Annotated in this window: 16 protein-coding genes; 12 read left to right on the forward strand and 4 right to left on the reverse strand. The window is 73.3% G+C overall.

The window, feature by feature from the left end; all coding sequences use genetic code 11:
• Positions 1–143: 143 nt before the first annotated feature.
• Both PV789_RS22640 and PV789_RS22645 read left to right on the forward strand, forming a co-directional pair.
• Positions 144–647, forward strand: coding sequence for a hypothetical protein (locus PV789_RS22640; RefSeq protein ID WP_274974456.1), 504 nt, complete (start codon positions 144–146; stop codon positions 645–647).
• Between the two features lie 35 nt (positions 648–682).
• A complete protein-coding gene (locus PV789_RS22645) occupies positions 683–1,135 on the forward strand; it encodes a ferritin-like domain-containing protein (RefSeq protein WP_274974457.1) in 453 nt (150 codons plus the stop codon).
• Between the two features lie 125 nt (positions 1,136–1,260).
• Here PV789_RS22645 and PV789_RS22650 read toward each other — a convergent pair whose 3' ends face one another.
• Positions 1,261–2,997, reverse strand: a complete 1,737-nt coding sequence (locus PV789_RS22650; protein WP_274978217.1) for a proline--tRNA ligase — start codon at positions 2,995–2,997, stop codon at positions 1,261–1,263.
• 170 nt (positions 2,998–3,167) lie between these two features.
• On the opposite strand from PV789_RS22650, the gene PV789_RS22655 reads away from it, so the two are divergent.
• From PV789_RS22655 to PV789_RS22680, 6 genes are all read left to right on the forward strand, one after another.
• Positions 3,168–4,037, forward strand: a complete 870-nt coding sequence (locus tag PV789_RS22655; RefSeq protein ID WP_498047730.1) for a spermidine synthase — start codon at positions 3,168–3,170, stop codon at positions 4,035–4,037.
• Between the two features lie 96 nt (positions 4,038–4,133).
• Positions 4,134–5,345, forward strand: a complete 1,212-nt coding sequence (locus tag PV789_RS22660; protein WP_274974458.1) for a sensor histidine kinase — start codon at positions 4,134–4,136, stop codon at positions 5,343–5,345.
• Positions 5,342–6,010, forward strand: coding sequence for a response regulator (locus PV789_RS22665; protein WP_274974459.1), 669 nt, complete (start codon positions 5,342–5,344; stop codon positions 6,008–6,010). Before PV789_RS22660 ends, PV789_RS22665 begins: the two co-directional genes overlap by 4 nt.
• A gap of 200 nt (positions 6,011–6,210) precedes the next feature.
• Positions 6,211–7,479 carry a cytochrome ubiquinol oxidase subunit I gene (locus PV789_RS22670; protein WP_274974460.1) on the forward strand — a complete coding sequence of 423 codons (1,269 nt, stop codon included), beginning with the start codon at positions 6,211–6,213 and terminating at the stop codon, positions 7,477–7,479.
• A 19-nt stretch (positions 7,480–7,498) separates the two neighbouring features.
• Positions 7,499–8,422, forward strand: coding sequence for a cytochrome d ubiquinol oxidase subunit II (locus PV789_RS22675; protein ID WP_274974461.1), 924 nt, complete (start codon positions 7,499–7,501; stop codon positions 8,420–8,422).
• A gap of 492 nt (positions 8,423–8,914) precedes the next feature.
• Positions 8,915–9,256, forward strand: a complete 342-nt coding sequence (locus PV789_RS22680) for a hypothetical protein (protein WP_368045802.1) — start codon at positions 8,915–8,917, stop codon at positions 9,254–9,256.
• Between the two features lie 824 nt (positions 9,257–10,080).
• Here the strand turns inward: PV789_RS22680 and PV789_RS22685 are convergent.
• The 3 genes from PV789_RS22685 to PV789_RS22695 form a co-directional block, all read right to left on the reverse strand.
• Positions 10,081–10,350, reverse strand: coding sequence for a DUF6406 domain-containing protein (locus tag PV789_RS22685; RefSeq protein WP_274974463.1), 270 nt, complete (start codon positions 10,348–10,350; stop codon positions 10,081–10,083).
• Between the two features lie 179 nt (positions 10,351–10,529).
• Entirely contained in the window at positions 10,530–12,890 is a 2,361-nt protein-coding gene (gene secA2, locus PV789_RS22690) for an accessory Sec system translocase SecA2 (RefSeq protein WP_274974464.1), read from the reverse strand.
• A gap of 119 nt (positions 12,891–13,009) precedes the next feature.
• The gene (locus PV789_RS22695; protein WP_274974465.1) at positions 13,010–13,624 is read right to left on the reverse strand and encodes a GTP-binding protein; all 615 of its coding nucleotides are present in this window, start codon (positions 13,622–13,624) and stop codon (positions 13,010–13,012) included.
• A 776-nt stretch (positions 13,625–14,400) separates the two neighbouring features.
• Here PV789_RS22695 and hisS point away from each other — a divergent pair.
• The 4 genes from hisS to PV789_RS22715 all read left to right on the forward strand — a co-directional run bounded on the left by hisS (position 14,401) and on the right by PV789_RS22715 (position 22,289).
• Entirely contained in the window at positions 14,401–15,735 is a 1,335-nt protein-coding gene (gene hisS, locus PV789_RS22700; RefSeq protein WP_274974466.1) for a histidine--tRNA ligase, read from the forward strand.
• A gap of 171 nt (positions 15,736–15,906) precedes the next feature.
• Positions 15,907–18,363 carry an ATP-binding protein gene (locus PV789_RS22705; protein WP_274974467.1) on the forward strand — a complete coding sequence of 819 codons (2,457 nt, stop codon included), beginning with the start codon at positions 15,907–15,909 and terminating at the stop codon, positions 18,361–18,363.
• A 167-nt stretch (positions 18,364–18,530) separates the two neighbouring features.
• Positions 18,531–21,044 (forward strand): LuxR C-terminal-related transcriptional regulator, encoded by a 2,514-nt coding sequence (locus PV789_RS22710; RefSeq protein ID WP_274978219.1) that lies wholly within the window; start codon positions 18,531–18,533, stop codon positions 21,042–21,044.
• Positions 21,045–21,293: 249 nt separating this feature from the next.
• Positions 21,294–22,289, forward strand: coding sequence for an AMP-binding protein (locus PV789_RS22715; RefSeq protein WP_274974468.1), 996 nt, complete (start codon positions 21,294–21,296; stop codon positions 22,287–22,289).
• The last annotated feature ends 204 nt before the right edge of the window (positions 22,290–22,493 follow it).

Consider the following 22,493-nt stretch of genomic DNA (forward strand, 5'->3'; position numbering starts at 1 on the left):
TCGCCGTCGGTGGCCGGGGCGCGTCGGCGCGTGGCCTCCGGGGCGCGTCCGGGCGGCGGCGTCCCTTGCGCGGTACGGGACGTGGAAGGATGGGGGCCGGGGGGCCGCCGCGGGCGGCCCGCACCGCACGAGAGGAAGAGCGCGTGGGGATCGGCCGTGTCAGCCGTCGCACGGTGCTGGGCGCGACGGCCGCTGTGGGCGCCGTGGGCCTGGCCGGGTGCGGCGGTACCGAGTGGTACCCCTCCGACGTGACGCCCGACGTGTACGTGCTGCGCGCGGTGGTCCGGGAGAAGGAGCGGATGGTCGCGCGCTACGAGGCCGCGGTCGCCGGGGGGACGGGACCGGCGGAACTGCTGGAGCGGTTCCTGGAACACCACCTGTCCCACCTGGACGCGCTGCTGGACTCCCTGCCCGAGGACGCCCCCTCCCCCTCCGCCGGGCCGTCCGGCGAACCCTCCTCCCCCGAGGAGGCCCCCGTTCCGGAGACCGCGCCGGACACCGCGGCGCTGCACGTGCTGGAGGCCGTGGCGACCGGCGCCCGGCTGGACCAGGCGGGCGCCGTCGCCGACTCCGCGCTGGCGCAGCTGATCAGCGCGATCGGCGCGTGCGAGGCGGGGCACGCCCACCTGCTGGCCCAGGAGCGGTGACGGCGCACACCCCCAGACGGAAGGCAGGTAGCAAGGTGAGCGAGAGCCCCGCGTCCACCGGCGAGGAGATGGACGCCGGCCCCCGGGCGCTGGCCGAGGCGCTGCGCGCCGAACACGCGGCCGTGTACGGGTACGAGTTCATCGGCGGGGCCGCCGAGGACGAGGACCGGCGCGACCGCGCGGGGAGCACCGCCCACGAGCACAAGGCGCTGCGGGACGCGCTGCACGCGGCGGCCGTGGAGCGGGGCGTGGACCCCCCGCCCGCGCTGGCCTCCTACCCGGTCGCCGACGAGTACGGCGACGAGGCCGTCGACGCCTACGCCGCGGGGCTGGAGCAGGCCGCCGCGCGCGCCCACCTGTGGCTGACCGCCTCGCGGGACACCGACCTGCGGGTGACCGGCGCCCGGGCGCTCCAGGAGACGACCGTGCGCCTGCTGGAGTGGGGCGGGGCTCTGGACGCCCTGCCCGGTTTCGACGAGGCCGGTTGACCCGCACGTAGCCCGCACGGCCGGGCACGGCGGCGGTCCGGGAAGCACCCGCGTCAGTCCGTGTACGGGCGGAGGGGGGAGGGCCCGCGGTCTCCCCGCGGGCCCTCCCCCCTCCCGTTCACCCGCTACGCGCGGCAGGCGGCGACGGCGCGGTCCACGATCTCGGCCAGGGCGACCTCCTCGCGGTCGCCGGTGGCGCGGTCGCGCAGCTCCACCAGGCCGTCCTTGAGGCCGCGGCCGACGATGACGCCGGTGGGGATGCCCAGCAGTTCGGCGTCGGTGAACTTGACGCCGGGAGAGACGCCCTTGCGGTCGTCCACGAGGACGCGCAGGCCCCTGTCCTCCAGTTCACGGGCGATCCGCAGCGCCTCCTCGACCTGCTCGCCCTTGCCCGTGCCGACCACGTGCACGTCGGCGGGCGCCACCTCGCGCGGCCAGACGACGCCCTTGTCGTCGTGGGACTGCTCGACGACCGCGGCGACGGCGCGCGAGACGCCGATGCCGTAGGAGCCCATGGTGATCCGCCGGGGCTTGCCGTCGGGGCCCAGGGCGTCCACCTGGAAGGCGTCGGTGTACTTGCGGCCCAGCTGGAAGATGTGGCCGATCTCGATGCCGCGCGCGGTGTACAGGGTTCCCCTGCCGTCGGGCGAGGGGTCGCCGTCGCGCACCTCGGCGACGTCGATGGTGCCGTCCGGGACGAAGTCGCGGCCCGCGACCAGGTCGACGACGTGGTGGTCGGCCTCGTCCGCGCCGGTCACCCAGGCGGTGCCGGTGACCACACGGGGGTCGACCAGGTAGCGGACCTTGTTGTCCAGCAGGGCGCGGGGGCCGATGTAGCCCTTGACCAGGAAGGGGTTGGCCGCGAAGTCGGCCTCCTCCAGCAGGGCGACCTCGGCGGGCTCCAGCGCCGCCTCCAGGCGCTTGAAGTCCACCTCGCGGTCGCCGGGCAGGCCGACGGCCAGCAGTTCCCACTCCTTCGCGCCGGGCGCGCGGGTCTTGACCAGGACGTTCTTGAGGGTGTCGGCCTCGGTGAAGTCGCGGCCCAGCCCGGCGCCGTTGAGGAAGTCCACCAGGGTCTGGATGGTGGCGGTGTCCGGGGTGTGGTGGACCGCGGCCTCGGGCAGGCCCTCGACCGGGAGCGTTTCGGGGGCGGGGACGGCCACGGCCTCGACGTTGGCGGCGTAGTCGGACTCCGTGCTGCGCACGAAGGTGTCCTCGCCGGTCGGGGCGACGGCCAGGAACTCCTCCGAGGCCGATCCGCCCATGGCGCCCGAGGTGGCCGACACGATCACGTACTCCAGGCCCAGCCGGTCGAAGACGCGGATGTAGGCGGCGCGGTGGTCGGCGTAGGACGCGCGCAGGCCCTCGTCGTCGATGTCGAAGGAGTAGGAGTCCTTCATGTGGAACTCGCGTCCGCGCAGCACGCCCGCGCGGGGACGCGCCTCGTCGCGGAACTTCTCCTGGATCTGGTACAGGGTGACCGGGAAGTCCTTGTAGGAGGAGTACTCGCCCTTGACCAGGAGCGTGAACAGCTCCTCGTGGGTGGGGCCGAGCAGGTAGTCGGCGCCCTTGCGGTCCTTGAGGCGGAACAGGGTGTCGCCGTACTCCTCCCAGCGCCCGGTGGCCTCGTAGTACTCGCGGGGCAGCAGCGCGGGCAGGAGCACCTCCTGGGCGCCGATGGCGTCCATCTCCTCGCGCACGATCCGGGAGACGTTCTCCAGGACGATCCTGCCCAGGGGCAGCCAGCTGTAGACCCCGGGTGCGGCCCGGCGCACGAACCCGCCGCGCACGAGCAGCTTGTGGCTCGGCACCTCGGCGTCCGCCGGGTCCTCACGCAGGGTGCGCAGGAACAGGGTCGACATCCGCAGTAGCACGGCCACTCCTCGTGGGACTTGTGAAAGATGCAAACGAACTTGCAAGACCTAAAAAGACCTTGGTGACTTAAAAAACTTGGGTTCTCCAGGCTAGCGCGACCACGGACACGCTCGCTCGGGCCTGTGCGTAGTCTTGGGGCCGACGAACGGAGGCGGACGTGGGCAGACGCGGCGCGCGGGGGGAAGCGGCGCTCGACGGGAACGGCGGGGACGCCGTGGACGGCGGGAACCCGGGCACGGAGCTGCTCGCAGACGCCGACCGCTCAGACTCGTGGTTCCTGGTCGTGGACGGTACGCCCCAGTCCCACGTGGACCTGGCCGACCCCTCCTACCTGGACTTCTCCTACGTGCGCCGCATGGCGCACGCGGCCGACCTCGTGGCGCCGCCGGAGGAGGCCGTGGACGCCCTGCACCTGGGCGCGGGCGCGCTGACGCTGGCACGCTACGTGGCGCACACCCGTCCCGGTTCCCGGCAGCGCGCGGTGGACGTGGACGCGCCCCTGGTGGAGATGGTGCGCAGGCGGCTGCCCTGGGACCGCAGGGCGCAGCTGCGCGTGGGCATCGGCGACGCCCGGGAGTGGATCGCCGCCCGGCACACCGACAGCGCGGACCTGCTGGTCAGCGACGTGTTCGCGGGCGCGCGCACCCCGGCCCGGCTGACGTCGGCGGAGTTCTACGCCGAACTGGCGCGCGTCCTGCGGCCGACCGGGATGCTGGTGGTCAACATCGGCGACGGCGGGGGGCTGGCCCACACCCGGAGCCAGGTGGCGACCGCGCGCACGGCGCTGCCGCACACGGCGCTGTCGGCCGCGCCGGGCGTGCTGCGCGGGCGGCGGTTCGGCAACCTGGTCCTGACGGCCTCGCACAGCCCCCTGCCCGTGGAGGAGCTGGGCCGCCGCGCGCACCGGGACCCGGAGATGGCCCGCCTCCTGGAGGGCGAGGAGCTGGACCGCTTCGTCTCGGGCCGCTCCCCCGTGCGCGACGCCGACGCCGTCGACTCCCCGGCTCCGCCGGACGACGTCTTCTAGTCGGCCACGGTCTACTCCCCGGGGAGTAGTCCGACACCGGAAAACCCTCCTCCGGGGTGACGGCTTCCCCGAGGGGTCCCCCGTACTGTCGGGGTTGTGGCAGCACTACTCCTCCGGCCCGCGCGCACCGACGTCTGGCTCGCGTCCGGCCTGCTCGCCGTCTCCATGGGCAGCACGACGCTGGTCAGCGCGCTCCAGCGGGCGGCGGGGGCGGTCGACCCCTGGCCGTGGGGCCACGCGCTGATCCTGGTCGCCTGCCTGGCCGTCCTGTGGCGCACCGCCTGTCCGCGCACGGTCGGGCTGGTGTCGGTCGTCGCCTCCACCGTGTACTACCCCCTGGGCTTTCCCGACGGCATGGTCATGCTGTGCACCGCCGTCATGCTCTACACCCTGGTGCGCCGGGGTTACCGCGTGTTCGGCTGGACGCTGGGCGTGGGCCAGTTCGTGGCGGTCAACGGCTACGAGTTCCTCATGACGGGGACCTTCCGGCCCGAGGCGGTCGGCATCGTCGGCTGGGTGCTCGTCCTGCTGTGCACGGGCGAGGTCGTGCGCTGGCGGCAGGAGTACCTGCGGGCCGACCGCGAGCGCGAGGCCGAGTCCCTGCGCACCCGTGAGGAGGAGCTGCTGCGCCGGGCCTCCGAGGAGCGGGTCCGGCTGGCCCGGGACGTGCACGACACGGTGGCGCACAACATCTCCCTCATCAACGTGCAGGCGGGCACGGCCCTGTACCTGATGGAGACCGAGCCGCAGCGGGCTGCGGAGGCCCTGGCCACCATCAAGCGGACCAGCAAGGACACCCTGACCGAGCTGCGCGGCATGCTCGGCGTGCTGCGCGCCGTGGACGAGGCCGCGCCGAGGTCGCCGGTCCCCGGGCTGGACCGCCTGGAGGAGCTGGCCGAAGGCACCCGCAGCGCGGGCGTCGACGTGGCCGTGGAGGTCGGCGGTGTGCCCGGGCACCTGCCCGTGAGCACCGAGTCGGCCGCCTACCGCACGGTCCAGGAGGCGCTGACGAACGTGGTCCGCCACTCCGGGGCCTCCTCGGCGCGGGTGCGCATCGAGCACCGCGCGTCCTCGCTGGTCGTGGAGGTCACCGACGACGGCGCGGGGACCGTCGGGCCGCCGGTCCCGGGCAACGGCATCACCGGGATGCGCGAACGCGCCGCCCTCGTGGGCGGCACGGTGGACGCGGGTCCCCTCCGGGAGGGAGGATTCCGGGTGCGCGCCCGGCTCCCGCTCGACGGCGCCGGACCGGACCGCCGGACACCGGCCGTCCCCTCCCCCGACACCGAGGAAACGAGGCCCCGTTGATCCGGGTACTGCTCGCCGACGACCAGGCGCTGGTACGCGCCGGGTTCCGCGCGCTGCTGGACAGCGCCCCCGACATCGGGGTGGTCGCCGAGGCCGCCGACGGCGAGGAGGCCGTCCGGCTGGCCCGCGCCGAACGCCCGGACGTGGTCCTCATGGACATCCGCATGCCCGGTGTGGACGGCCTGGCCGCCGCCGGGCGCATCCTGGCCGACCCCGCCCTGGAGGCGACGCGGGTCGTCATCCTCACCACGTTCGACCTGGACGAGTACATCTTCGAGGCGCTGCGCGCGGGCGCCAGCGGGTTCCTGGTCAAGGACACCGAACCCGGGGACCTGCTGCGGGCGGTGCGGGTGGTGCACGGCGGCGAGGCGCTGCTGTCTCCGGGGATCACCCGGCGGCTGATCGCCGACTACGCGCGCAGGCCGCCGAGCGCGCCCGACCCCTCGGTCCGGCTGAACGGGCTCACCGAGCGCGAACGCGAGGTGGTCGCCCTGGTCGGCGGCGGCCTGTCCAACGAGGAGATCGCCGCCCACCTCGTGCTCAGTCCGGCCACCGCCAAGACCCACGTGAGCCGGGCCATGGTCAAGCTGGGGGTGCGCGACCGCGCCCAGCTGGTCGTCATCGCCTACGAGACCGCCCTGGTCACCCCGAAGTGGAGCCGGTGAGGAGGGACTCGTGCGCCCGGGAGCGTTCCCGGGGTCCCCCGGGGCCGTCCCGGGGTCGTCCCCTACGCCCCCGGGAGTACCCGCGCCGCCGCTCCTACCCTCGGAGGGGGCGGCGAGGAGCCCCCGCCGGGACGATGCGCCCGCCCCTGCCGCAGTCGGATGCTTGACCGCGTTCCCACCGCCGAACGCGAGGCCCGACGATGTTCGAAGACCCCCTTCTGCTGGCGCGGCTCCAGTTCGCGCTGACCGCCGCCACCCACTACGTGTTCGTGGCCCTGACCCTCGGGCTGGCCCCCTACCTCCTCACGATCCAGCTGGTCGCCACCCTGCGCGGCGACCGCTCCCGGATGACCGCCGTGCGGTTCTGGGGCGGCCTGTACCTGGTCAACTACGGGATGGGCGTCCTGTCCGGGCTGGTGATGGAACTCCAGCTCGCGCTGAACTGGAGCGGCCTGCACGGGATGTTCGGCTACACCTTCGCCGCTCCCCTGGCGCTGGAGACGATGACCGCGTTCTTCGTCGAGTCCACGTTCCTGGGGCTGTGGATCTTCGGGTGGGACCGCATGGGCCGGTGGGCGCACCTGGCCTGCTTCGCCGTGGTCACCGCGACGGCGTACGCCTCGGCGTGGTGGGTGCTGGTCTCCAACGGCTTCCTGCGCAACCCCGTGGGCTTCGAGATGGTCGACGGGGTGGCGCACCTGACCGACCCCGTCGCGCTGATGACCAACCCGGCGGCCGTGCTGGCCTTCGGCCACGTCGTCACCGGGGCCCTGCTGGTCGGCGCCCTGGTCGTGGCCGCGACCAGCGCCCACCACCTCGTCCGGGGCGACGACGCGCACGGCGTCTTCCGGCGCGGAATCCGCTACGCGACGCTGGTCCTGTGCGTCGTGCCGGTACCCGTGGCGGCCTTCGGCGGGGTGCAGTTCGAGCTGTTCGGCCAGGGCCCGCCCACGAGCGGGCTGACCCACACCGCCGAGGAGATCGCGGCGATCGAGGCGGCGAACCCGGGCGGTCCCCTCCTGGAGGCGGCCAACACGACCGGCAACCTGGTGATGATGACGTCGTGGGCGCTGATGTTCCTCCTGGGCCCGCTGATGCTGCTGGCCTGGCCCCTCGGCGGACTCGACCGCTGGAGGTGGTTCCTCGCCCCGCTGGTGGTGACGCCGTTCCTGCCCTACCTGGCCAGCGTCGGCGGCTGGGTGTTCCGGGAGACCAACCGCCAGCCGTGGACGGTCGTGCACCACCTGACCACGGCCGACGCGGTGACCCCCCTGTCCCCGGTCGCGGCTGTGCTCTCCTTCGGTTTCTTCACCGTCGCCTTCGCGGTCCTGGCCGCCGTCACCTACTGGCTCCTGGTGCGCTACGCGCGGCGCGGCCCCGAGGGCGGACCGCTGGCCGAGCCGCGCACACGACCGCCCGAGGACCCCGCGGAGCCCGGTGGGCGCGCCGCACCCGTCCACACGTACTGAGCCCGGAAGGCCGCAAGCCATGGACCTCCTCTCCTCCGCACTCCTCGCCCTCCTCGTCGTGGGCTACCTCGTCCTGGCCGGTGCCGACATCGGCCTGGGCATGCTGATGCCGCGCCTGGCGCGCGGCCCCGGGCAGCGCCGCCGCGTGGTCGCCGCCGTCGCCCCCTACTTCCTGGCCTCGGAGGTGTGGCTGGTCGCCGCGTTCGGGGTCCTGGCGGGCCTGTTCCCCGTCCTGGAGCACCACGTGGTCGCCGAACTGTGGCCCGTGCTCGCCGTCCTGCTGGCCGGGTGGCTGGTCCGCGACGCGGGGCTGTGGCTGCGCGCCCGCGTGGACGGCGGCCGCTGGCGGCTGGTCTGCGACTGCGCGCTCGTCGGGGGCAGTTGGGCCCTGGCCGCCGCGTGGGGCCTGGTGGTGGCGGGTCTGCTCGCGGGCGGCCTCACCGCGAGCGCGTTCACGCCGCTGTGCGCGGTCGCCGTCACGGCGCTGTTCGCGCTGCGCGGCGCGGCCTTCGGGGCCGAGCGGCTGGTCGGTCCGGCCGACTCCGAGAGCGCGGACGTGGCCGCCCGGGACACGCGCCCGCTGGCGCGCCTGGCCCTGGGGGCGGTGGCGCTGGCGGCGGTCGCGGCGGCGCTGCCCGGCGGCCCGGAGCTGTCCCCCGGGCCCGCGGTCGCGCTGGCCGCGGTGCTGCTGGCGGCCCTGGCGGCGACGAGCGGCCTGGCGGGTCCGATGCTGTCGCGGCACACGTCGGCGGTAGCGATCGCCGTCCCCGGTCTGCTCGTGGCACTGGCCGTACCGGAGCTGCCCTGGGAGCCGATCCCCTCCACGACCGCGGTGTTCGTGTGGGTGACCCTCGTTCCCGTAATTCCGGTCATGTTCGTCGGTCAGGTTTGGCTCTACCGAATGACACGCCGCCCGGCGGTCGCGCCGACCTTCTTCGCCTGATCCCCGTCGGCCCTCCGCACAGGTCAGTGCGCCCCGCGAAAGCCGCGGGGCGCGCCCGGGCCCGGCGGCGTCGGCACCCGCGCCGGTTGGCGGCGGCGGCGAACGGGCACGGTCTCCTGCGGGAAACGCGCCCGTGACGCCCCCTCCCACCGGGGAGGCTCCGGCGTGATCGCGCACGGGTGCTGTCGATCCCCTTGGAGGGACTGTGACCCACCGGACGACCACGACCCCCGACCTGCGCGGGTGCAGCTGCGGTTCGGGCTGCGGCTGCGGCTGTCAGAGCGGCGGCTCCTGCAACTGCGGCGGAGGCTGCGGCTGACCCCTCGTCCAACCAGAACCCGTCTCCCCTTCCGGCGGGCCGTCCCTCCCCCGGGCGGCCCGCCGCCCCTTCTCTGCCCGCCCCGCCTCCGCGTGTCGCGACAAGGAGCAATGCTGGGTATACGCTGTGTTACCACGTGAGGCTGCGTATCCACGTGGTGGGGGAGATCAGCGATGTCGCCGTTCACCAGACCAGCGTCGGGGAGGGGACACCCCTCCGAGCACGCGCGAGTGCTCCAGTGCGTCCTGGGCATCCGGGAGCGCTCTGCGCGCGCGGTCCCCTGGGAGCCGGACACGGTCGGCATCCCGTCCTCGGGCCGCTCCAGCGCCCTGTCCCGGATCAACGACGTCGCCTTCTACGCGAACGCGCGCGAGGAGGTGTCCGCCCTGGCCGGGATCTGCGTGGACCTGCTGCACCTGCACGCCCCCGACGACGAGGACGGGGACCGCTGCCGGGGGTGCCGCCTGGCCTGGCCGTGCCCCACCTTCGGCGAACTGTGCCGCCTGCTCTCCTAGCGGCCGGGCGCGGGCGGCCACGGGGGAACGGACGCCGTCCGCCGGAGTCGGGGCGCGATCCGACTTCGACGGACGACCGTCCTCGCCTGCCGTCCGCTGACGCCCCGCGGTCGGGCCGCCGGGCGCCCTCACCGGGGCAGGCACCTCCAGAGACTAATACTGAAACGCGTTCTACCGCAAGACCCGGTTTCACGGACCCCACCATGAGAACCGGGGCGCGCAGCCCTCAGCACCGGATGGAACAGGATCTAATCTCCGCCCGGCGCAGAGGCCGGTAGGCGCCGGGACGGCGCGCGGCGAAGGACGCGCGCACGCGCGGGAGAACCGGGCCCCGCGCGCGACGCGGGGGGACGGAGAGGACCTCCCCGCCTACGCGGGGCGGCCAGGCCCAGGGGCGGGGGACAGCCCCTGGGACCGGCCTTGGGGCGGCAGGGCGCAGCGGCCCGTGGACTCTCCGAGAGCGGGGGGACCCTCCCTGCGGCCGCTGCCGGGGCGCGCCTTGCTCCACAGACGTTAACGAGGAACCGGTAACGCGAACACCCTCCATCAGATAACCGGAACGTCTCGATTCGCGCTGGTGGGCGCGCCGCCCTCTTCCTTGACCTGCACCGATGCCCGTTCTTCACCGGCACTTCGCCTCTGGAACCCCCGGTGCCCCACAGGCCACACAAACCACAAAACCTCGCCAGCCGGCTCCCGAAAAGACGGGCGGCGGCGAAACCGGGGTATCCGGCAGCCCCCTCCGGTAAAAGGTTGCACGGGGTTGCGGCCCCCCGCCGGAAGAAGGAAAACGAAGACCCCGGGCACTCGCCCGGGGCCTGGAGTCAACTTATTCGCGTGGCCAGCAGATATGCGGAGGGAGTATCCGCGTCGACAATGTCGGTCACCCTCCACGCCTGTCCGCCGACGCTGAACACGTCGCCCACCCGGACGTCGATCATGGGCGTGGGCCGCCACTCCTTCGGCCCACCGATCTTGGCGACCGGGTGGCCGTCCTCATCCACCCAGAAACTGCCCCCGCCCACCGGACCGCCCTCGAATCGGTCGTTCCGTCCATAACTGATCTTCTCCTGCGCACCGACCTCGTGGACCACGGTGAATTTCGTCCCAACCGTCTCGGGTTCCGTTGAAAACGCAGCCATGTTAACCCGGACGGGGCAATTGGTGATGCCGTTTTCGGGCTTGTGGGGCGTTTCGAGCAGAGTAGCTGACAAAAGTAATGCGCGGGCCGGGACTTTGGTCCCGACCCGCGCATCAGTTTGCGGGGGAATGGTCAGCTCCCGCTCCCCCGGCCTCCCTTGAGCCTGCCCACCAGGGTCTCGAACGCGGAGCTGAACGGGTGGTCGTGCACCATGTACGTCCACGTCATCGACGGGCGCTTGACGCCCACCGAGCTCACGTCCAGCTCGCCGTCCACGGCCTCCAGCTCCTCGAAGCTCTCGGCCGCCCGGGCGCGCGCGTCGTCCAGGAAGCCCTTGAAGACCGGCACCGCGTCGCGGTTGAACTCGTCCAGCGGGTCCCGGCGGCCCAGGAAGCGCAGGTGGATGCCCTCGCGCAGCTCCGACAGGAAGGCGTTGTGGTCGGTCCAGCCCCGGTCCAGGTGGTAGAGGGTGATGAGGCGGGCCGCCCGGGCTACCTTCCCGTTCGCCTCCTCCTCGGCGTCGGCGCCGCCTCCGGCGTCCTCCTCCGCCCCGGCTCCCTTCCCGGCGAGCTCCTCAAGCAGCTCCTCGTGCCGCTTCTGGCGGTCGGCCCTGATCTGCCGGTCGCCCTGGTCCCCGGTCAGGACCATCTCCCGGTGCTCCAGGACCACGTCGCGCTGCACGTCGATCAGCTGGTTGTACCGCCAGGTGTTGCGGTGCACCTCCAGCAGCTGGCCCTCGGACACGCGCTGCGCGTGGTCGACCATGCCCAGCCAGCCCTGGTCGGTGATCTCACCGTCGGAGGCGGTCTGGTAGCCCGTGGTCTCGGGGGCGTGGTTGACCACCAGGTCGTCGTCCATGCTGACGAAGAAGATGGAGTCGCCCGGGTCGCCCTGGCGCCCGGCGCGGCCGCGCAGCTGCCCGTCCAGACGGCTGCTGGGGTAGCGGCCGAAGCCCATCACGTACAGGCCGCCCGTCTCCACCACCCGCTCGCGGTCGGCCATGTCGCTGCCGCCCAGGCGGATGTCGGTGCCGCGCCCGGCCATCTGGGTGGAGACGGTGACGGCGCCGTGGGTGCCCGCCTCCGCGATGATGGCCGCCTCGTCGGCGTCGTTCTTGGCGTTGAGGACCACGCACTCCAGCCCGGCCTCTCGCAGGCGCCCGGCCAACAGCTCGGACTCGGCCACGTCCTGGGTGCCGATGAGGATCGGCCGTCCGGACTTGTGGACCTCCTCCACCTTGGCGATGAGGGCGTCCTCCTTCTCCTCGCGCGTGGCGTACAGGCGCGAGCCGTGGTCCTCGCGGACGTTGGGCTTGTTGGAGGGGATGACCGCGACCTCCAGCTCGTAGAACTCGCGGAGCTGTTCGGCGACGGCCATCGCGGTACCGGTCATACCGGCGCGCGTGGGGTAGCGCAGGACCAGCGACTGCACGGTGATGGAGTCCAGCACCTCGCCGGTCTCGCTGAGCGCCACCTTCTCCTTGGCCTCGACCGCGGCCTGGAGGCCGTCCGGCCAGCGCTGGAGGAGGGCGATGCGCCCGCGCGACTCGTTGATGAGGCGGACCTCGCCGTCGCGCACCACGTAGTGGACGTCGCGCTGGAGCAGCACGTGCGCGTGCAGGGCCAGGTTGACCTGCGGCAGGACGGAGGTGTCGTCCTCGGAGTACAGGTCGACCCCGTCCAGCGCCTTCTCCACCGCGTCGATCCCGGCGTCGGTGAGCTGGACGTTGCGCCCCTCGCCGTCGATCTCGTAGTGCAGGCGCGGCTTGAGCCCGCGCACGACGTCGGCCATCTCCACGTCGGCGTCCACGCTCTCCGCGGCCCCGGCCAGGACCAGTGGGACGCGGGCCTCGTCGACGAGCACCGAGTCGGCCTCGTCGATGATCGCCACGTGCGGCGGCGGCACGACCCGGTCGGCGATGTCGGTGACCATGCGGTCGCGCAGGACGTCGAAGCCCAGTTCGCTGACGGCCGCGTAGGTCACCTCGCAGGAGTAGGCGGCGCGCCGCTCCTGGGGGGTGGAGTCCTCGGTGATCCAGCCCACGGTGACGCCGAGCATGTCATAGAGGGGGCGCATCCACTCGGCGTCGCGCCGGGCCAGGTAGTCGTTGACGCTGAGCAGGTGCACGCGCCGGCCGCGCAGGGCGAACCCGGCGGCGGCGAGGGCGCCCGCCAGCGTCTTGCCCTCACCCGTGGCCATCTCCGCGACGTGGCCGTCGAGCAGGGCCATGACGCCGAGGAGCTGCACGTCGAAGGGCCGCTCGTCGAGTGAGCGCCGGGCGGCCTCGCGGCCGACCGCGCACAGCGACACGAGGTCGTCGCGCTCGTAGGGGAGTTCGGCGTTGCCGAGTTCGATGGCCTTCTCCGTCAGCTCGGTGTCGCTGAGCTCACGCAGACCATCCTCCTCGGCCTCGATCGCCGACAGGAGCTTGGTATAGGGCCGCAGATCCACCGCACCGGGCTTGCCCAGGAAGCGGCGAACGCCTTCCGCCATTCGTCCGAACACCACCACAGGGTAACGCCGGACACAACCGTTGAGAGAACCCCGGGCGCCCACATGTGCGGACGGTTGCGTCGAAACCGCCCCCGGTCCGCCACGGGGCGCCCGTCGGCTCAGGCGAGCTGGCGCTGGCGGCGCTGGCGGGCCTCCACCGCCATGGCGTGCTTGACCAGGGTCACCAGGACCCGGACGACGGAGTTGCGGTCGCGGGCGTCGCAGTACACGACGGGCACGTCCGGGGTCAGGTCCAGGGCGTCGCGCAGTTCCTCGGCGCTGTGGAGGTTCTCGGGGTCGAACTCGTTGACGGCGACGACGAAGGGCAGCCGGTACTGGCGCTCGAAGTAGTCCAGCGCCTGGAAGGTGTCCTCCAGGCGGCGGGTGTCGGCCAGGATCACGGCACCCAGCGCGCCCCGGACCAGGTCGTCCCACATGAACCAGAAGCGCTGCTGGCCCGGGGTCCCGAACAGGAAGAGGGTCAGGTCGGTGTCCAGCGAGATGCGGCCGAAGTCCATCGCGACCGTGGTGCTCGTCTTGTCCGGGGTGTGGGAGAGGTCGTCCACGCCCGCGCTGGCGGCGGTGACCGCGGCCTCGGTGCGCACGGGCGGGATCTCCGAGACGGCGCCGACGAACGTGGTCTTGCCGACCCCGAACCCCCCGGCGACGATGATCTTGGTGGACAAGGCGGTTGAGGCGTGGGCGTTGTTCGTGCTGTTGACTGGATCGATCACAGTTAGTCCTAGCGGGAGTGCCGGGCCAGCGGGACGGACGGCGCGCACGGTCCGGTCCTCGGGGTACGCGACCCATCGGGGTCGGTACCGACGCGGGAGGCACCGTTCCTGGAACCTAACACCGGATGGCCGGTGGGGAAGGCGTTTTGGCTCAGTGGTGCGGCACGCCACACCGGTCGGCTCGTGGGGTCCGCGGCTCCCGGGCAGAGGAGGAGTCGCGGGAGTAGTGGTGGCCGTCGCGTGGCGGTGCGTCCTCCGCCCGAAACCGACCGTGAACAGGTAAGCACACACCTGTACCCCGGAAGGTCGACTTTACGACATTGTGAGCGGTCATTTTCGGCCGCTTTCGGCCGCGCCGATCCCTGTCCGGCGGGGTCCCCGGAGTCTACGGTGGAGGCAGGGCCCCCGCACCGGCAAGTGCGGTCGCGGAGAAGACTCCTGGCACGAGGACGCGACCATCCGCGGGAGCCCAGGCGGCGCCCCGGTCCCAGGGCCACCCACCGACGTCCCGCTCTTCGACGTCGGTCCGGTCGACACTCCGGTCCGGCGCGCCAGCGCCCCACCGGCCCACAACCGTCCACGTGGGCCGGTGGTGGCCGAACCGCGGCGAGCGGTCGCGGCGGCGGGCAGTCCGTCTCGCCGCCCTCCCGACCGGGTTCCCCGTAGACTGGACCGGCCCTCCCCCCGCCCGACGAGCGAACCCGCGCGTGCGTACGCGCGGCGCGGCGCGGACGGGGCCAGCAAGCCGAGACGAAACTGTGAGCCGAGAACCCCACATGTCCGATCAGCGCATCGTCCGCCCCACTCCCATCAGCGGTTTCCCCGAGTGGTCCCCTCAGGTCCGGGCCGTGGAGCAGCGCTGGCTGGACCATATCCGCGCCGGGTTCGAGTCCTTCGGCTTCGCGTCGGTGGAGACGCCGTCCGTGGAGAACCTCGACGTGCTGATGGCCAAGGGCGAGACCTCCCAGGAGGTCTACACCCTGCACCGCCTCCAGGCCGACGCCAAGGACGACTCCGACGCCAGGCTCGGGCTGCACTTCGACCTCACCGTGCCCTTCGCCCGGTACGTCGCCCAGCACTTCAACGAGCTGTCCTTCCCCTTCAAGCGCTACCAGATGCAGCGCGTGTGGCGGGGCGAGCGCCCCCAGGAGGGGCGCTTCCGCGAGTTCACCCAGTGCGACATCGACGTCATCAACGTCGACTCCGTCCCGCTGCACTTCGACGCCGAGCTGCCGCGCATCGTGCACCGGGTGCTCAGCGGGCTGGACCTGCCCGCCTGGACGCTCAACGTCAACAACCGCAAGGTCCTCCAGGGCTTCTACGAGGGCCTGGGCATCAAGGACCCGATCGCGGTCATCCGCGCGGTGGACAAGCTGCACAAGATCGGCGACGAGGGCGTGCGCGGGATCCTGCTGGCCGACGGCCTGACCGGCGAGCAGGCCGACGCCTGCCTCGCGCTGGCCCGCGTCCGCGGCGCCGGATCCGGCGTCGCCGAGCGGGTCCGCGGGCTCGGGGTCTCCTCCGCGCTGCTCGACGAGGGGCTGGAGGAGCTCTCCTTCGTGCTGGAGGACCTGGCCGACCTGCCCGAGGGCAGCGTCGTGGCCGACCTGTCCATCGCCCGCGGCCTGGACTACTACACGGGCACCGTCTACGAGGCCTCCTTCGACGACGACCCCGGCTACGGGAGCATCTGCGCGGGCGGGCGCTACGACGACCTGGCCGGGCAGTTCATCCGCAGGCGGCTGCCGGGCGTGGGCATCTCGATCGGCCTCACCCGCATCTTCGCCAAGCTCGTCGCCGAGGGCCGGATCGAGGAGGGGCGCGCCTGCCCCACCGACGTGATGGTCGTGGTGCCCGGCGCCGAGCGCCGCAGGGAGGCCCTGCGCACCGGGGAGCTGCTGCGCGGGCGCGGGTTCAACACCGAGGTGTTCCACTCCACCGCCAAGGTCGGCAAGCAGATCCAGTACGCCGCCAAGAAGGGCATCCCCTTCGTGTGGTTCCCGCCGTTCGGCGAGGACGGCGGCCACGAGGTCAAGGACATGGGGTCGGGGGAGCAGGGTCCGGCCGACCCCGCCACCTGGGCTCCGAAGGGCCCGGAAAGCGCGGAGTAACCGCTCCATAGCACCTTCCGGTCCGGCGTGGGCGGTTTCTGTCCGCTCATGCCGGAACCGGCCATTCGGAGGACAACCGGGGGTGGCGGGTGCGACACTGGGGACGGCGTTCCCCGCGCCGCCCCCGCAGCGGCGGCGCGGGCCGATTTCGGTGTCCTAGTAATCGAGGCCATGTCTCCTCCCCGCCACAACCTGCCCCTGTCCGCCGGCGAGTTCATCAGCTTCGTCGGACGCGAGCGCGACATCGTCGACCTGGGCCGCCTCCTGGGCACCGCCCGGATGGTCACGCTGACCGGTACCGGCGGTATCGGCAAGACGCGCCTGGCCCTGCACCTGGCCGAGCGCGTCATGCGCCGGTTCCCCGACGGCGTGCGCTTCGTCGACCTGAGCGAGGCCTCCACCCACGACCAGGCGCTGCGCGCGGTCGCGGGCAGCCTCCAGGCGGTGCAGGACGACTCGCGCACCATGACGGACGCCGTCATCACCTCGCTGCGCACCCGCAACCTGCTGCTGCTCCTGGACACCTGCGAGCACGCCGTGGGGCCGATGGCGCAGCTGTGCCAGGCCGTGCTGCGCGACTGCCCCCGGGTGCGCATCCTGGTGACCAGCCGCCAGCCCCTGCACGTTCCCGAGGAGAACATCTGGCGGGTGCCGCCGCTGTCCCTGCCCGCGCGGCCCACACCCACCGACCCCTACGCGGCCGACCCCGCGCCCATCCCCCGGCGCGACACCCAGCGCTACGAGTCGGTGCGCCTGTTCGTCACCCGCGCGCACGCCGCGCGCGCCGGGTTCGAGATGACCAGGGAGAACTCCGGTTACATCGCGGAGATCTGCCGGATGCTGGACGGCATGCCGCTGGCGATCGAGCTGGCCGCCGCACGGGTGCGGGTGCTGTCGGTGCAGCAGATCCTGCGCCGCCTGGACGACCGGTTCCAGCTGCTGACCAGCGACGGGTCCGAGGACCTGCCGCCGCGCCAGCGGACGCTGCGCGCGGTCCTGGAGTGGAGCCACGACCTTCTCACCGAGCCGGAGCGGCTCCTGCTGCACCGGTTGTCGGTGTTCTCCACCTGGTACCTGGAGGCCGCTGAGGACGTCTGCTCGGGTGAGGGGGTCGACCCCGCCGACATACTGCCGCTGCACTTCTCCCTGCTGGACAAGTCGCTGGTGGTGATGGACGCCGAGGTGGACGGCACCACCCACTACCGGCTGACCGAGACGGTGCGCGCCTACGCCGCCGAGCACCTGGCCGACAGCGGCGGCGAGGACGACCGCTGGGAACGCTACCTGCGCTTCTGCGTCGCCCGTCTGGAGGAGTGGGCCAAGAGCTGCTGCGCGCCGATGCCGTGGGGCGAGCGCCTGGGGCACCTGCGGCTGCTCGACCACCACCGGGAGAACCACGCCCGCGTGGTGGACTGGGCGCTCTCGCGCGGGCGCGTGGACGAGGCCCTGCGGGTGTGCGTGGCGCTGCGCCCCTACTGGATCGTGCGCGACCTGGCCGCCGAGGGCAGCCGCCTCCTGGAGCGGGCGCTGGCCACCGACCCCGACGCGCAGTCCCCGCACCTGAGGGCGCGCGCCCTGGCCCTGCACGCCGAGCTGCGGCTGGACCTGGACGCGGCGCCGCGCGTGTCCACCCTGGCCCTGTGCGCCCTGGAGGCGGCGCGGGCCTGCCGCGAGGCGGGAGCGGCCGCCTCCGCGCTGGCCGCCCTGGCGGCGCTGTGCCTGCGCACCGGGACGCTGGACGAGGGCCAGGAGCACGCCGAGCGGGCCGGGGTGTGGGCCTCCCAGGTCAGCGACCCCATCACCGAGGCGGCCACGCTGGACGTGCTGGCCCAGCTGGCCCGCCGCCGCGGCGAGGCCGAACGGGCCACGGCCCTCCTGGAGCACAGCGTCGCGGTGGCCGACAACCTCGGCGACCGCTGGAGCGCGGCCCGCGCCCTGCACGGACTGGGCTCGATCGCCGCCGAGCGCGGCGACTTCGCGCGGGCGCGGGAGCTGTTCTCCGACGCCCTGTCGGTCTTCGGCGAGCTGGAGGCCGCCCCGGCCACCGCGCACTGCGCCCGGGAACTGGGCCGCCTGTACCTGGCCGAGGGCGAGACGCTGCTCGCCCGGGAGCCCCTGGCGACGTGCCTGCGGGTGAGCTTCACCTCCGGACGCAGGCTCGCGGTGGCCCGTGCCCTGGAAGCGCTGGCGGAACTGGCCCTGGCCGAGGAGGAGGCCGAGCGGGCCGCCGCCCTGGTGGGGGTGGCCGCCGACCTGAGGGCAGCGCTGGACCGCCCCTCGGCCGAGACCCTGCGGCTGCGGTCGGCGGCGGAGCGGCGCGTGGGCGCCACGCGCACCGCCGAGGCGTGGAACGCGTGGCGCCCCCTGCCGCTGGAGCAGGTGCTCGACCGCGCGCTGGCCTTCCCCCGGCCCCAGACCTCGGGGCCCTCGGGCCCGGATTCGCTGACCCCCCGGGAGAGGGAGGTGGCCGAACTGGCCGAACAGGGCCTGTCCAACCGCGAGATCGCCGAGCGGCTGACCATCAGCCACGCGACGGCGGCCCGTCACATCGCGAACATCTTCAGAAAACTCTCGATTTCCTCGAGGACGCAGTTGACCGGCTGGACCGTCCCGGGTGACGGTGGCTGACACGGCCCCGGTCGAGGGGACGCACTTGCACAGTGCGCGTGCACCCGCTAAGACAGGAACTCCGGGTACCAGAGCCCACACCTACGACGTCCGCCCTTGCCGACCTTCCCCCCGACCCTGGTGAGAACCTCCCCCGACAGCCCCTACATGTGAAGGCCATGGCACCTTTGACCGCGCCCGCGCGGCACAACCTCCCCCGTCCGGGCACCGGATTCGTGGGCCGTGAGCGGGACCTGAGCGACCTGCTCCGTCTGCTCGGCTCCAGCCGCTCCGTCACGCTGAGCGGAACCGACGGGCTGGGCAAGACGCGTCTGGCGATACGCGTGGCCGAGCAGTCCACCGCGTGGTTCCCCGACGGCGTGTGGATGGTCGGCATGGCGGACGCGCGCACGACCCTGGAGGTGTACGCGCGGGTGGCCGCCGCCGTGGGCGTGGTGGAGGAGCCGGGGCAGCCGCTGTCGGTCACGGTGACCGAGGCACTGTGCGAACGCCACCTGCTGCTGGTGCTGGACGCGTGCGAGCACGCCGTCGAGGAGGTGGCCGAGGTCGGCGAGGCCCTGCTGGCCTCGTGCCCGTCCGTGTCGATCCTGCTCACCAGTGAGACCCCCGTCCGCCTGTCGGGCGGCACCGTGTGGCGGATGACGCCGATGGCGCTGCCGCTGCCCGCGCGCAAGGGGCCCCAGCCCGACCCCGCCGGCGCGGAGGCGGTGCGGCTGTTCATGGACCGCGCCCGCGCCCGGGACCCGCGCTTCTCGCTCTCGCGCGAGGAGATGGAGACCGTGACGGAGCTGTGCGACCTGGCGGGCGGCATCCCGCTGGGGATCGAGGCGCTGGGCGCGAGCGCGCCCGGGGTGGGGCCGGCCGTGCTGGTCGACGGTCTGCGCGAGCACCTGTCCTCCCCCGAGGTCCAGCCCGGCCCGGGGCAGGCGGTCCCGCGCAGCGAGATGCTGCCGGTGGTGCTGGACTTCGTGTACCGCGGGCTGCCCGAGGCCGAACGGGTGCTGCTGCGCCGCCTGTCGGTGTTCCGGGGCTGGAACCTGGAGCTGGCCGAGCAGGTGTGCGCCGACGAGGCGCTGCCCGAACCGGCCGTCCTCGACCTCGTGACGTCCCTGCTGGACCGCTCCCTGATCACTGTGACCGGCGAGTTCGAGGGCCGGGTGCGCTACCGGCTGCCCGAGGCCGTGCAGCGGTTCGCGCACTCCCGGCTGGTCGCGGCGGGTGAGGCGGAGCTGTTCCAGGAGAGGCTCCTGGACCGGATGCTGCGCCTGGCCGAGGACCTGGGCCAGAAGCTGGAGTCGAGCCGGGTCATGCCCTGGAGCGAGCGCGACTCCGGGCGCCAGCGCGTGATCGCCGAGTACGACACGCTGCGCTCCCTGCTGCGCTGGGCGCTGGAGCACGGCGCCGCCGAACCGGGCCTGCGGATGTGCGTGAGCCTGACCGCGCACTGGGTGAGCCACCAGAGCTACTCCGAGGGGGCGCACTGGATGGACCGCCTGCTGGATCTGGAGGACGCGGCCAAGGCGCCCTCGCGCGCGCGGGCGCTGGTGGGCCGGGCCCAGCTGGCGCGGGTGCGGCGCGACCACGAACTGGCGGTCTCGCTGGGCGAGGAGGGCCTGCGGCTGTGCCGGGAGGCCGGGGACGACGTGTTCGTCCGCGTCGCGCTCAACCTGCTCGCCCTGGTCGAGGTGCGCGAGCGCGTGTCGGACCAGGCCGCGGTGCGGGTGGAGGAGGCTCTGCGGCTGTGCCGCGAGTCGGGTGACCTGTGGGGCGAGGCGATCGCCCTGGGCACCCGGGCGGCCCTGGTCGCCCAGCAGGGCGACCACCCCACGGCCGACCACCACTACAACGCCGCGCTGACGCTGCTGCGCGGGATCGACCACCGGTGGGGCGTGGGGGTCACCCTCATGGGCCAGGCGTGCGCGGCGGAGGCCAGCGGCGACCTGTTGACGGCGGACCGCTGCTACCGGGAGGCGCTGGACACCCAGCGGCTGATCGGGGCGGCGGCCGAGGAGGCGCGCTGCCTGGCCGGGATCGGCCGGGTGGCGCACGCCCAGGGGTCCACGGGACAGGCCTACGACTACCTGAGCGAGGGGCTGCTGCTGAGCCACTCGACGGGCCAGCGAGCGGACGCGGCGCGCGCGCTGACCGCGATCGCCCGGGTGTCCTTCGGGGCGGGGCTGCGCGAGGGCGCCTGCCGCCTGGCGGGCGCGGCGATGAGCGTGCGCGAGCGGCTGGGGCTGTCCACGTACGAGGCGCCGTGGCCGTTCACCGACGTGGAGAAGGTCCGGCGGCGCCGCCGCCAGCTGGTGGGCTGGTGGGAGCAGGGCCGGACGCTGGCCCTGTCGAACGCGGTACGCGAGGGAGAGCAGCTGGCGGAGGAGGCGCGGCGCCCGCCGTCGCGCCGTTCCGCGCCGCCCAGCCCTCCCGCGCGCGGGCGCCGGGAGCGGGGCGGGCCCGTCCCTGACCCGGAGTCGGTGACCCCCGAGGAGCGGCTCACCCCGCGTGAGCTGGAGGTGGCCCTCCTGGTGAGCCGGGGCAGGAGCAACCCGGAGATCGCCCGGGAACTGTTCATCACCCCGTCCACTGCGGCGCGGCACGTGGCCAACATCAACCGCAAGATGGGCTTCCACTCGCGTACGCAGATCACGTCGTGGGTACGCCACCACCGGACCTCGGACTAAGCTGCCCGATCTGCCCTGTTAAGCCCGGCTCGCCACCGGGAGAACCGCCTTCCGCAATGAATCTACATATGCATGTGCATAGCAATATGCATGTGCATCTGGCTGTGAACGCGCTAGGCTTCAAGCCATGGGACACCACGTTCGTGGCACTGCGGTGGCACGGTCGCCGGGGTCCCGGAAACGGCCGTCGAACACCGGTGTGACACTGGTTTCCGGCGGACGTCAGCCCCGGGGAGGTCTCCGGGGCCGGTGGGAGGCCGCGTCGGCACGGGTTGCGTCCTGGGGAGGGACGCCGCATCCGCCGACCGGTGCGTCGCCGCCGGGTTCGCCACGTGGAGGGGGCGTGACGAGCCCGGACGGCGGTACCGCCGCCTGATGGGCGAACTGGGGGTACGTATGGGGGTAGGGCTGTCTTCAGGAACCGGACGACCGGGGCGCCACCTGCCGCGCCGGGACGACCCGATCGGATCCCTGACCGGGGGCCTGTGCGAACGGCTCCGGTTGCGGCCCGCGCGGGGGGGATCGATCCGCGGGGTCGGGCACCGCGTGGACGCCCTGTCGTTCGCTGCCAAGGTGGAGCAGGCCGCGGCGGGGCTCAGCCGCCGGGGCATGTGCTTCGGTGACGTCGTGGGGGTGCTCGCGCCGGTCTCACCGGACCGGTTCCTGGCCACCTACACCGTGATGGCCGTGGGCGGGCGCGCGCTGCCCCTGTCGACCGCCTCCGACCTGGACACCCAGTGCGCGGTGCTCACCGAGACCGACACCCGCCTGCTGCTGGTCAGCGCGGACATGGCGCAGACGGCGCTGGAGCTGGCGGAGCGCTCGCGGGTGCGGCAGGTGATCGCGTTCGGGCAGGCGCTGGGGACCACGCCCTTCGAGGAGCTGTTGCAGCCCAGCCCCGACGGCAACGGGTACAGCCCGGCGCGCGGTCTGTTCGACAACGGCATCCTGGGCTACGAGGACACCAGCGGGGGGCTCCTGACCACGCTGCACCCGCACAACGACCTCATGGGGCGCTTCTCGGAGCTGCGGGACCTGCTGGAGCTGACCGCCGACGACGTGGTGGCGGTGGACGAGCGCGGCGACGAGGCCACGCGGGTGACCCTGGTGGCGCTGGCGCTGTGGACCGGGGCCTGCGTGCTGACGGGGGCGGACTGCCCGCCGCCGGAGGGGCGTCAGGTGACGGTGCGCTGCACGCCCGAGCCGGAGCGGATCGGCTACCCGCCGGCCGGCGGGGCCTACTGACCCGGGACGCGTTCGGGGGGACGCGGGGCCGCTGGTGCGGCGGGGGCCGACGGTGAGGCCGTGAATCCGGGCGTCGGCTGAGGCTGACGGTGGGGACAGGGGCCTCGGGGTGCCTTGCGGCGGACGGGGAGACCGCGCCGCGGGCGTCCGCCGGGAGGCCGCGTGCTGCGCGGTGACGGCGGACAGGGGCGGTCCGCAACCCCT

The sequence above is a fragment of the Nocardiopsis camelliae genome (genome assembly GCF_028993595.1).
Classification (GTDB): domain Bacteria; phylum Actinomycetota; class Actinomycetes; order Streptosporangiales; family Streptosporangiaceae; genus Nocardiopsis; species Nocardiopsis dassonvillei.